Consider the following 12,022-nt stretch of genomic DNA (forward strand, 5'->3'; position numbering starts at 1 on the left):
ACGCTGAACAAAGGCCCGTGGAGCGGTGGCTCAAGGGGAAGGCTGCAGCGCCTTGCGCTCCTTCGCGCAGACCTGGACCAGCTCCAGCATGCTCATGCTGGCGCCGCCGATGTCGAACTTCTGCGCCTTGAAGTCGGGGTATCGGTTCTCGAGGATGCGCCCCTCCGCGATGCAATCGTTGAGCTGCGAGAGCGCCTCCTTCTTGCGCCCCTTGGAGAGGTGGGCCTTCGCCGCGTCGTAGGCCTTCCGCTGGCCCTCCTGGAACCGGAGCTCCACGTCGACGCGCTTCAGGGGCGCCTGCAGGGCCTCTGCCTTCTGGGCACACTGGGCCATCACGTCCTGGGGCTGGGTGGGGACCCCGTCCACGAGCACGTCGACCGCCGCGAGGCCGGCGTTCTCCTTCACCATCCGGGCGCCCTCGTCCTGGCAGGCCTTGAGCTTCTCCGCCGCGCTCGTGTACAGGGCCCTGCGCTTGCGCAGGTCCGCGGAGGACGCGGCGGATGCCGCTGCCTTGCCGGCGACGTCCAACGCCTCACCGGTCAGCCGGCGCAGCGCCCTCGCCTGCTTCGCGAACTCGAGCGCCTCGACCATCTTCAGCCAGTCGGCGCGCGACCGCTCGGCGGACGCCGCGTAGCTCGCGTCCTGCCGCTCCAGCGCCGCGTGCGTCTCGAACATCTGCATGATCTCGTCGACGCTCTTCGAGGCCGCCTCGACCTCGGCGTCGGTCGCCGAGATGGCCTTGGCGACCTCGAGCTTCTCCTTCGTGGCGGCCAGCCGGGACGCGAGCTGAACCCGGGCATCCGCCGCGGCCAGGACAATCTTCCGCCGGGTGATGCGGTCGTTCAGCTCCGCCATCCGCTCCTTCGACTCCTTGGCGTACAGGGCGTAGTCACGGTCCTTCTTGACGAGGGCGGCACCCGCCTCCAGCACCACGCCAATCTGCTTGACCGCGTTCTCCGCCGCCTGGAGCTGCGCCTCCGAGGGCGTCTCCTTCTGGACCTGGGTGACCAGCGCCACCGCGTTCTTCCGGGCCTCGTCCACCTTCGCGCGCTGCTGCTGCAGGTCGACCTCGTACCGGCGCCGCTCCATCGTCGCCCGCCCGTCCCTGAGGAGCTGACGCGCGTCGGCGGCGACCGGGCTGATGGCGGGGTTCTTCACGTGGACCGTCTCGAGCGTCTTCTCCAGGACGACCATCGCCGTCTTCGCCTCCTCGAACTGCTCGGCCGTCACGGACCGCTTCTCGACGTTCCGCAGCGCCTGGACGACCTCGGCGCGCGCCGCGTCGAGGGTGCGGACCTGGAGCGCCACCTCCACCTCGACGAGCGTGTTCTTCACCTCGGCGAGGTACTGGCCAATGGCCTGGCTCCTCGCCGCCTGCGGCTCGTACTTGTCCACCAGCTTCCGGACGACGAACGCCGCGGTCTTGGCCTCGGAGAGCTGCTCGGGCGCGGGCCGCTTCACTCGGAGCGCCTTGGCGGACGCACGGAGCTCCTCATGGGCAGGCTCCAGCTCCACCTTGACCCGCGAGACACCCGCCTGCGCCACGAGCTCATCCATCCGACGCCTGGCCTGGGTGACCTCGGCGCGGGCCTTCTCCGCCTCCGCGCGATAGGCCTTGTCCTGCGCCTCGAGCGGCCTGCCCTCCTCGAGCTGCTTCTGCAGCGCGGCCACCGCCTTGTCGGTGGCGGCGAACTTCTCATCCGACCAGGCCTTGCCCACCTCGGTGAGCGAGCTCGCCAGGGTCTTGCGGCTCTCATCCAGAAGGCCCCGCTGCTTCTGCGCCGACAGCTGCAGCCACCGCTCGTCGAGCGTCTTCCGGTGACGGGCGAGGGTCGCCTCGACCTCGGTGAGGTACGTGGAGAACTTCGGGTCCTGGCTCTTGAGAGGCCGGCCCTCCTCCGCCAGCTTCACGAGCGCGTCCACCGCGGCGCGGGCGTCATCCATCGCCTTGGAGCCCGGGTCACCCTGGCCGAGCTTCGCCATGCGCTCGTTCAGGGGCGCGAGCGCGCCGTCGATGCGTCGGCGGTACTCGTGGATGTGGACCTTGGCCCGGCGCTCGTCGACGTACTCCCGCTGCGTCCGGAGCTGCTTGCGCGCAGCCAGGACCAGCTTCGCGTACTCGAGGTCCTCCGTCTCGAAGCTCGCTCCGGCGTCGAGCGCGACCTTCAGCGCCTCCACCGCCGCGAGGGCGGCGTCGAGGTCGGCGTTGCGCGGCGGCTCCACTTCGATCCGCTGCACTGCCGTCGCGAGGTCGGCGCGCGCACGCTCCACTCGCTTCGATGCCTCCCCGATGGACCTCGCGGCGCCAGCCTGGGCGGACGCGGCGGAGGCCCCGGCGGAGGCGAGGATGAAGAATCCGAGCAACACCAGCCTTGAAGTGCGTACCATTCACGCAAACCTACTACAGCGAGGCGGAAGAACCCGGCATTGTGTCCGCTCCGCGCCACACATCGGACAGGAGGGTCCCCGAGGTGGGAGCGCGCGACAGAGCCTTGGTGTGGTGGCGCCACACAGCCGCGACATCACCGGCCACGCCGGCGGCATTCACCTCCAGCGGATGATGACCGATACACAGGACGCCCCCATGCGCCTCGTTCCAGGCGCCACGGCTTGCCGTAAGCGGCCAGCCGTGGGTTCAACGCAACCTTCAGAGCGGCTGTGCGCTCAGGGCAGGTACACCTCCGCCGTACCAAGTTGGTGGAGGCCATCTTCGCCACCGACGACGAGCACCCTGCCCGAGGTCAGCAGCGTCGCGGTGTGAGCGCCACGGGGCTCGGCCATGGAGGCGGTTGCGGACCAGGAAGAGGTGGCTGGGTCGTACAACTCCGCGGTGCTGAAATAGCTGCTTCCGTCGCCCCCCGTGACGAGCACCTGGCCCGAATCGAGCAGCGTGGCGGTGTGGCGGGAGCGGCCTTCGACCATGGAGCCAGTCGCGGACCAGGTGTTGGTGCCTGGGTCATACAGCTCGGAGGAAGTGGGCTCGGTGAGCGAATGCCCCCCGGAGATGAGCACCTCGCCAGAGGGGAGCAGCGTGGCCGTGTGAAGGCGATGGCTCGTCACCATGGTGGCGGCTGGGGCCCACGAATCGGTGTCCGGGTCGTATACCTCGGCGCTGCTCAAGTTCCCGGAGCCACTGGCCCCCCCTGAGACGAGGACCTTGCCCGACGGGAGCAAAGTGGCCGTGTGGTCGAAGCGGGCAGTGCTCATGGGGCTGGCATTGACCCAGAAGTTGACGAGCGGATCGTACACTTCCGCGGTGGCGAGAGCGTTGGTGCCATCGGTGCCGCCAGTCACGAGCACCTTGCCCGAGGGAAGCAGCGTCATGGTGTGGCCGTAGCGGCCACCTCTCAGGCGACCGGCAAAAAACCAGGAGTTGCTCGCCGGCTCATACACCTCCGCAAGGTCAAGGGCGCCGACACCTCCCGTGACGAGCACGTAACCATAGTCGAGCAACAGGGCGGTGTGAGCGAAGCGGCCATTGGCCATGGCTCTGACTGGAGACCAGGTGTTGGTCGCTGGGTCGTACAACTCCGCACTGCTCCGGGAATTCGTCCCATCGCGCCCCCCCGCGATAAGCACCTGGCCTGAGTCGAGCACCGTGGCGGTGTGATGGTCGCGGCTCGTGGACATGGCCCCCGCGGACGTCCACCCAGTAACGCGGAGTTGAGCCGTGCCGCTCACGCCATCCAGAGTGGCGGTGATGGTGATGGGCCCGCCCCCAGCCACGCCGCTGACCAGGCCCGTGCCGCTCACGGTGGCAATGGCCGTGTCACTCGTCGTCCACGTCGCGCTGCTCGTCACGTCGCCCGTGGTGCCGTCGCTGTAGCTGCCCTGGGCGGTGAACTGCTGTGACGCTCCCGCAATCACCGAAGCCGTCGCGGGCGTGAGATGGATGGACGTGAGTACGGTCGGAGGAGGAAGGATGGTGAATTGAGCCGTGCCGCTCACGCCCCCCAGGGTGGCGGTGATGGCGACGGGCCCACCCGCGGCCACACCGGTGCCCAGGCCCGTGCTGCTCACGGTGGCAATGGCGGCGTCGCTCGTCGTCCACGTCGCGTTGTTCGTCACATCGACCGTGGTGCCGTCGCTGTAGCTGCCCTGGGCGGTGAACTGCTGCGTGACGCCAACGGGCACAGAGGCATTGGCGGGTGAGACTTGCAGCGAGAGAAGGCGGGCGTCGGTGACATTGAGGGTTGCCTCGCCCGAGGCTTCGTCCGCGTTGACCGTGATGATGGCGCTACCGGGCTTGAGCGCCGTCACTTTGACGGTGCCATCCTGTCGCGGTTCGACGGAGGCCACTTGAGGAGCGGACGATGTCCATTGCGATGAAGTGGAGGCGTCGAGGTCGACGACGCGGCCATCGTCATAGACCCGCTGGGCCTTCGCGATGGTCGTCATTCCCGCGGAGAGGGTGGCCTCCGCGAGGACGACACGGATGGAGAAGTCGTCTGAGGGGGATGGAGACGGACGCTCATCGCACCCCATGACTGCCAACATCCAACAGAAGGCAAGAAGCAAGAACGGTCGGTTTTTCATGCGAAGTGGCTCTGGGTTCATGGTCGGGAAAAGCCCAGACGGCCAGCAGCCAGAGGAGGTGCCGGAGCACGTCAGCTCGGCCACCTCTACTCACAGTGCTATCGCATGGATATTGGACCAAGTGCTTATACTGCGCCGGCTCAGCCCTGGCCCAACCGGTCCACGAACCGCACCAACTCCGCCACCGAGTCCACGTCCAGCTTCTGGATGACGCGGGAGCGGTGCACCTTGATGGTCTTTTCGGTGGTGCCCAGCCGCTGGGCGACCTCCTTGTTGGTCATCCCCTGGGCCACCAGCGCGCAGACCTCGCGCTCGCGGGGAGTGAGGACGGCATGACGCGCATGCAGCGCGGCCGTCTCGGCCCGGCCGGCGCGGGCCGCCGCGTCCTTCGCCAAGGCCTGGGAGATGGCGCCCAGCAGTTGTTGCTCGTCAAAGGGCTTGAGGAGGAAGTCCACGGCGCCGGCCTTCATGGCCCTGACGCTGGCCGGCACATCCCCGTGGCCGGAGATGAAGATGACAGGGAGGTGGCAGCCCTTGGACTCCATGGCCTGCTGCAACTCCAGCCCGTTCAGCCCCGGCATCCGCAGGTCCAGTACGGCGCAGCCCGGCGTGTCTCCGGACAGCTGTGCGAGAAACTCGGAGGGCGAGGCGAAGGGCTTCGTGGCATGGCCGGCAGCCCGCAGCAGCCGCCCCACCCCCCGCAGCACGGACGCATCGTCGTCCACGAGGAAGATGGTGGCGGGGGCTAGTGTCATGAGGAGGACTCCGTGTGAGCCGCTGGAAGCACACACCGTAACAGAGCCCCCTGCCCGGGAGGGCTCTCGGCTTGCAGGCATCCGCCGTGCGCCTCGACGATGGAGCGGCTGATGGACAGCCCCATGCCCAGCCCGTGTTCCTTGGTGGAGTAGAAGGGTTCAAAGATGAGGGCCAGCCGCGACGGCTCGATGCCTCCTCCCGAGTCCTGCACGCTCAGCTCCACCTGCCCCGGGACTGGCGAGGCGGTGCGAACCTGCACCTGGCGCTGGCCCGCGGGGACATCGGCCATGGCATCCATGGCGTTGATGAGCAGGTTGAGCACCACCTGTTGGAGCTGGATTCCGTCCCCCTGAACGGCGGGTAGCGACGGGGCCAGCGCCAGGTGCAGATCCGCGCCGCGCAGGTGCATGTCGTTGACCAGCAGGCGTGCCACCTCGCACACCAGGTCATTGAGTGAGTGGAGCTCCTGCCTTGGCTCCCCCCGCTTGAGCAGCATGCGCATGCGGTGAATGACTTCGCCCGCGCGCTTGCCGTCGGAGATGATGTCCCCGAGGGCCTCGCGCATCTCATCCCGCTCCGCGGGGCTGGCGTTCAGCAGGCGGCGCGCGGCCTGGGCGTTGCTGAGAATCGCGGCCAGGGGCTGGTTGAGCTCATGCGCCAGTGAGGCGGCCAGCTCGCCCAGGGCGGCCACCCGGCTCACGTGGGCCAACTGGTCCAAGGTTCGACGTGCCTCCATCTCCGCGAGCTTCTCCAGGCGTTGACGCTCGAGGAGTTCGGCCTGGGCCCGCATGCGGCGGCGGCGCTCCACCACGAGCCCCCCGGCCACCAGCGCCTGCAGGCCGCTGAACATCAGTGCCCCCAGGACCCACCAGCGGTAGCGCTCCCAGAGCGTGGGCTCGTCGAAGGCGAGCCGCACCCCGTGAGGCACCCGAGCACGGGGGATGGCCCAGCGCCGCAGCGCGCGGGCATCGACCGTCAGCGTGTCCACGGATGCCGGCTTCAGGGGCGCGAGGAATTCCTCCTGCGCTCCCCGCAACACGCGGGAGGTGAGCATGCCCAGCTGTTGGCCCACGGCCTCGTAGCTGACGAGCGCTCCGCCGACAAACCCCAGCCCCAGGACGCTCTCGTGGAGGGCGAAGCAGGGCCGGTTGCTGGCGGAGAGAAACATGCGTGCGATCTCGCGCCCCACGAAGGGTCTCCCGCTGGTATCGGTCATGAAGCTGAAGGTGAGGACCGTGGTGTCGTCCGGCAGGGTCCTCGCGCGCTGGAGCAACTCGGACAGCGGCAGGTTGCTCAGGTCGATGAACTCCAGCCCCCGCTGCGCCAGCAACGGTTTCAGCTCCCGCACCATCTGCTCCTGCTGCGCGCGTTCCCAGGGACTGGAGCCGTTGACGAGCGCCAGCCTCCGTGTGCCGGGCAGCAGTTGCAGGGCGAGCTCCGCGGTGGCCCGCATGTCATAACGCAGCCAGAGGCCCGCCACCCGCTCCGGGCGAGGCTGCTGCTCCCAGAGCCGCTCGTCCTCGGAGAGGACAATCATCGGGATATCCGGCCACAGCTCCCGGCGCAGCTGCAGGGCCAACTGGATAGTGTCTGAGCGGAAGGCAATGAGGGCATCCGGCCGACGCTCCTGGTATTTGGCCAGATACCAGGTGTGCAGGGCGTGTGTGTAGGCAGCCCCCCGAGCCCAACCCATATCCAGGCTCTCGACGTCCAGCGTGATTGGGCCGCCCTGGGCCTGCCACAAGGAGGAGCGGAGACTGGCGACGAGCGTCGCCATGGCCGGCAGCGCCGTATCCTCGGGAATGAACAGGAGCACGGACTTTTCAGCCGGACGCGCCTCCTGGGCCACCGCCAGGGGGGACAGCAACGATAGGAGGCAGAAGACAAAGACGATGCGCCAGGACATGGTGGACACTTTGACCGTAAGAACCCGCCGTTGTGCCTACCCAAAATTCGGTCGCTGCATCATGAGTGCGCCACGACGCGCGTCATGACGGGCGGGCGATGCGCACGACGAGTCGCTGGGTCCTCACGCCGTAACAATCTCCTTGCCTGCGTGTGGGCACACCCAGCCCTTCCTGCGAACGCAGCCAGGATGACGCAGCACGCGCGGGTCTACGAGGGCGCTGTTGAAAGGAATGTCAGGGGCCGGGTCAACGGACCGCATCCGGGTCGGCAGAACGGATCGCGACTCCTGAGCGCTCAGGACTGGCCGCTTGCGGCCGATTGCTCTTTGCCGGCGTGCGGAGGGAGGGGCCAGGGCGCAGAACCGTTCAGGTTTCGGCGCAGCCGACCCTTGACGCTCCCGAGCACGCAGGCTGGTCGGACTGCTCGGAACTGGGATCCGAGGAGATTGCCGCCGGACTCCCCTCCTTCGCCGCTGCCTCGCCATGTCTGGCGAGGCAGTCAGCGATGAGAAGGCGCACTCCACCGCCGCCTTCACCCAGAACTGCTGCGCCAGCAGATGTTCGCGAACCCGTCTTTCAATCTTCGCATCCAGCGTCGCGGGGTTTTCGTGCGCATCCGTCACGGGTTGCACACCGCAACGAGGGCCTTCCCCTTGAACGGTTACTCGGGTGCATCCTCATCCTCTTGAGGCAATTCTGAGTTCATCGCTAGCGTGTCTTTGAACTTCCGCAGAGCGCTTGAAGCCCCAGTCTGGTGATGAGGTACGGGCCGCCCTTCACCGAGGAGACGAGCTTTCGCCGCTTCAACTGCTGGAAGACCTCCAGCGTGCAGAGCGACAACTGCCAGCCCTCTGGCGTGACACACGCCACATGGGTCAACTTCCCGTTCTCATCCTTGTGCTTCAGAATACGCCCGCCCTGAGCCAGCACGTTCAGGACGCGCAGCTCCTTGCGTGAGACGTTCACGGAGGAATCCTACCAATTTGATGCGGGAGAGGGGCACACGACGCCCCCTTCGGCTGTTTCAGCAGCCGATGTCCGCCCAGTGTGTGGGCGGGGCCTCAGGGTGATCTAGGCCTCCTGCGCATCAACCTCGAACGTCAGCGGTTTGCCTCGTGGTAACGAGGGGACCGTGGGTTGTCAAGTGACAGGGCCCGCATCCCTGGCGAATACTTCGGAGGTAAGCGTTCAGGGGGGCGGTTACAGAAGGAACATGCCAGTAGCCGGCGGGAGGCTTGTCGCTCGCTGATGCGGCGTGGCGCCCCCCTCCTTCGTATGCGGTGCAGGCTCTATGGGCCCACCCACCGCAACATCACTGCGATGTCGCGGCATCCATCCAAGACCGAAGGAGTACAACGTGAGCAGGCCGATTACTCCAGACATGAGAGTGACTGGCCAATTCTGTGGCCAGGTCCGCTCCCCAGCCCATTGGCCACACCACGAACAGCGCGTCAGCTAATCATGGTTTGCAATCTCGCCGTCTCTCCGCCGATCAGCAGCAGGAGTGACGCCTTCGGGCAGCACGACTGCCGCCTTGTCAGGACCGGGGCCTGGGCTCGGTGTGGAGAAGCGCCGGAGCATTCGCTCCAGCAACATGGGTGCTCCGCCTCGCAAGTACGACACCGCGATGACACCCGCGAACCCAGCGAACGCCACCCCCATGGCGGCTAGCGCGGAGAGGCGGTTGCCGTAGCCCGCGACGGAGAGCCCCACCAACAACAGCACATGGCCCAGATACCAGGTCAACGCCAGACGTCCCGTGGACACCAGCGCCTCCCGAATGCATCGCGGGACGTGGTTCCCCAGGACGAAACTGCCACCCAGGACCAAGCTGGCGATACCCAGCGCGGAGAGCATGAACAGCGGCATGGAAGGAAGGGAGTGCGTGCCGAGGAGCGCCGCTACGACGGTTGCTCCCAGGCGCTCGCCCATCGCGCTTTGAATCGCGACCTTCACCAGCCCCGCAGAGACGAACTCCGACAGAACGAACAGACAGATGCCCGCCCACAGCATTCGCCACTGCGTGGCCCTGTCGCGCCAGTCGAGACGGGCCAGCCGCAGGCCCAGCACGAAGAACGCCAACCAGGGGAGCAAGGGACGAAAGCCATCAACCACCAGGTTGAGGGCAAAGCCGGATGGAGTCCAAAGGCCCCGGTACGTGAGCGTTGCCCAATCCCAACGGGCATCCCAGTCCACGAAGACGGCCGCGAGCGGAGAGATGAGGATGAGAGCGGCCACAAGCCCCGAGAGAGCCTTGGATGACCAGCGGTGCAACCACGGCGAGGCCAGGAGCGCGACGCCGTAGAGCCGCAAGATGTCGCCGGGCCACACGATGAGGTTGAGAACTCCCAGCACCCACAGGAAGAGGGCTCGACGCCACAGCACGCGGCGTGAGTCGGTGGTTTCCCTCCGCGAGAGAAGCTGCCCCACTCCCAGGCCCGCCAGGAGGACGAAGGTGGCGGCGGCGCGCCCTTCGGTCAGGTTGAACACGATGCGCTCCCAGCCCGAAAGACCCGAACTGGGAGGCCCCAGGACGAGGAACGCGTGCACCACGAACATCCCGCAGATGGCGCAGGTTCGAGCGATATCAATGCCCTGAAGCCGCTCCGAGGGATTCGGGGTCATCGTGGGCGCGCCTTCCTGGCGCCAGCGAGGTGCCCCGTGCCATGGCCGTGAAGCAGCGTCTCGTGAAGCGTTCGAGCGGCATCGTTCGCGGCGAGGTCACCTTGGGCGACCGCCGTCCAGGCCGCGTACAGAAGCGCCTCGAAGGTGGCGAACAGCCACGCGCTCGGGAGGTCCTGGCGCAGCACGCCTGCGTCCCTGGCGCGCAGCAAGATGCGCATGATCTGTTCGTCCACCCGGGCTTCGGCGGCCTTGAGCGAGGGCTCCTGGCTCAGCTCGGAGACGACCAGGAGGAACCGGAGCCTGTCGCCCCATGGGGCCAGTGCGCCCACCAAGGACTCCAGAGCCACATCGGGAGCCTGCCGCTCGAACCGGTGCGCCTTCAATGCCTGTTCGAGCTGCACCAGCGAGTCCAACCCCGCCTCGCGGAGGAGTTCCTCGCGAGAGCCGAAGTACCGGTGAAGTGTCGCCCGTCCGACCCCCGCGGACCGGGCCACATCGACGAGTGGCGCGGAGGGGTCCACCGCGAACGCACGAGCCGCCGCGCTCAAGATGCTCGCTCGAGTATCCGAGCCAGACACGACAGGCGGAGTTGCACTGATTCTTTTTCGTCCCACATGAGACACTTTAGTCTCACCCAAGATGTAAAGCAAACCTCGGGCCCGCGCACGCTCCTGTGCCTACCCAAAATTCGGTCGCTGCTTCATGGGGCATCAAGTCTGCATCCCGCGTTGCGACCAGGCGGGCGAAGCCACCGGCGCGGAGCGTTGAGCGCCGCCCCCACCACGCTGGAACCAGGGGTCTCCGCCTCCGCAGAGTGCGGACCATCTGCTCCTCGGTAAGCCTGTGCTTCCCCTCGACCGACCTGCCTCCTGGCCGCGAGGACGCTCTTACTCTTCGACGGGTCCGAAAATTGGGGAGCAGCTCAGTGCGCTTGGTGGGGTTCCCTATCAGTCATTCCTGATGGCGCTTCCACTCGTCGTACAGTCCGTGCTCGTCCGCCGGGCGCAGAGGCCGCAAGGCGAGGGACTGGGCTTGGGGCTCGCGGGTCAACTGCGCGTAGATCGGCGCTGTGGAGAGGCCGAAGGCTTCGCCCTCCTCGTTGGAGTAAGCGAAATAAGCGCCCTGGATTCCGCACAGGTACATGGCGGCCAGACACATCGGGCAGGGATGACCACTGGCATAGACGACGCAGCCGCTCAGGCTGGCGCTACCGAGGCTCTGGCTCGCTCTGCGAATGGCCAGAAGCTCGGCGTGGGCGGTGGGATCCTTCGTCTGATTGACCTCGTTGACCGCACGCGCGATCACCCGACCGTCGCGCACGAGCAAGGCCCCGAACGGACGGCCACCGGACTTGACGTTGGTGCGAGCCAGGGCGATGGCCTCGCGCATGAATTCTTCGGCGGACGGCTCCATCAGCGACCTCCAGCGGCTACGAGCATCTTGGCAATCGCGTCTTGTTTGCGCTCGCGGGCGTGTTGGAGCGGCGTGACGCCGTTTCCGTCCGCCAGGTTGACGTCGGAACCGCCGTCAATCAGGAGGCGTACGATCGCCTGGTGACGTGGCCCGCCGTCGCTGAGGAGGATTGCCTCGAGCAGTCCAGTCCAGCCCAGGCGATTGACGTGGTTCGGATCGACGCCGGCTTGCAGCAACGTCTTCACGACCTCCACGTGGCCGCGTTCACAGGCCGGAATGAGCGCGGTGCCGCCGTAGCGGTTGGTGCTCTTCAAGTCGGCGCCGTTCTTCAAGGTCAGGTGCAGGAGCTCCAAGTACCCCCGTGCTCCGGCCAGGAGGTAGGCGCTGTCGAGCTGGTGGTTCTGGAGGTTCACGTTCGCTCCTGCCTCGATGAGGGTGCGGGCGGCAGCCACGTGGTTCCCGGCGGTCGCCAGCAAGAGCGACGTGTTGCCCGCGGAGTCCCGGGCGTCAACGGCCGCGCCCTGGGCGCAGCAGCTCGGAGACCGCCGCCGCATCGCCCTTTTCCGCGGCCTGAAAGAGCGCCTCGGGAGAGCCGCCGTCCCCCCGCTCCCGCAGAAGCTGCGCAGGCCATCGTGAACAGCGTCATGAGCATCACCCTCCAAATGTTCGCCAGGGGCACGACTTCACCTCCTGGCGAGGTGCTCTAATCCCCGGCCATTTCATATGAAAACGAAATACTAGAATGCCCCATAGTGGAGTTCTGAATAGTTCAACCGAGAGCTCTT

9 protein-coding genes and 1 pseudogene are annotated in these 12,022 nt (G+C 67.0%); all 10 read right to left on the reverse strand.

Annotated features, from left to right (window positions below):
• Positions 1 to 30: 30 nt before the first annotated feature.
• Complete coding sequence (locus tag FL344_RS02095; RefSeq protein ID WP_141617309.1) at positions 31 to 2,388, reverse strand: hypothetical protein; 2,358 nt, start codon at positions 2,386 to 2,388, stop codon at positions 31 to 33.
• 276 nt (positions 2,389 to 2,664) lie between these two features.
• Positions 2,665 to 4,485, reverse strand: a complete 1,821-nt coding sequence (locus tag FL344_RS02100; RefSeq protein ID WP_194862958.1) for a kelch repeat-containing protein — start codon at positions 4,483 to 4,485, stop codon at positions 2,665 to 2,667.
• A gap of 191 nt (positions 4,486 to 4,676) precedes the next feature.
• The gene (locus tag FL344_RS02105; RefSeq protein ID WP_141617311.1) at positions 4,677 to 5,291 is read right to left on the reverse strand and encodes a response regulator transcription factor; all 615 of its coding nucleotides are present in this window, start codon (positions 5,289 to 5,291) and stop codon (positions 4,677 to 4,679) included.
• The gene (locus FL344_RS02110) at positions 5,288 to 7,198 is read right to left on the reverse strand and encodes an ATP-binding protein (RefSeq protein ID WP_141617312.1); all 1,911 of its coding nucleotides are present in this window, start codon (positions 7,196 to 7,198) and stop codon (positions 5,288 to 5,290) included. The genes FL344_RS02105 and FL344_RS02110 overlap by 4 nt, the downstream gene beginning before the upstream one ends.
• A 709-nt stretch (positions 7,199 to 7,907) precedes the next feature.
• On the reverse strand, positions 7,908 to 8,165 hold the full coding sequence (locus FL344_RS02115; RefSeq protein WP_141588665.1) for a YjhX family toxin: 258 nt from the start codon (positions 8,163 to 8,165) through the stop codon (positions 7,908 to 7,910).
• 489 nt (positions 8,166 to 8,654) lie between these two features.
• Positions 8,655 to 9,824: a DUF418 domain-containing protein gene (locus tag FL344_RS02120; RefSeq protein ID WP_141588666.1), complete on the reverse strand. Its 1,170-nt coding sequence runs from the start codon at positions 9,822 to 9,824 to the stop codon at positions 8,655 to 8,657.
• On the reverse strand, positions 9,821 to 10,402 hold the full coding sequence (locus tag FL344_RS02125; protein ID WP_194862959.1) for a TetR/AcrR family transcriptional regulator: 582 nt from the start codon (positions 10,400 to 10,402) through the stop codon (positions 9,821 to 9,823). The genes FL344_RS02120 and FL344_RS02125 overlap by 4 nt, the downstream gene beginning before the upstream one ends.
• Positions 10,403 to 10,775: 373 nt before the next feature.
• Complete coding sequence (locus tag FL344_RS02130; protein ID WP_141617314.1) at positions 10,776 to 11,237, reverse strand: nucleoside deaminase; 462 nt, start codon at positions 11,235 to 11,237, stop codon at positions 10,776 to 10,778.
• Positions 11,237 to 11,650: an ankyrin repeat domain-containing protein gene (locus FL344_RS02135; RefSeq protein WP_228564693.1), complete on the reverse strand. Its 414-nt coding sequence runs from the start codon at positions 11,648 to 11,650 to the stop codon at positions 11,237 to 11,239. Before FL344_RS02135 ends, FL344_RS02130 begins: the two co-directional genes overlap by 1 nt.
• Before the next feature lie 27 nt (positions 11,651 to 11,677).
• Positions 11,678 to 11,791: pseudogene (locus FL344_RS39990) on the reverse strand (hypothetical protein); the annotation flags it as partial.
• Positions 11,792 to 12,022: the final 231 nt, after the last annotated feature.

It is taken from the genome of Myxococcus sp. AB036A (genome assembly GCF_006547355.1).
Lineage (GTDB): Bacteria > Myxococcota > Myxococcia > Myxococcales > Myxococcaceae > Myxococcus > Myxococcus virescens.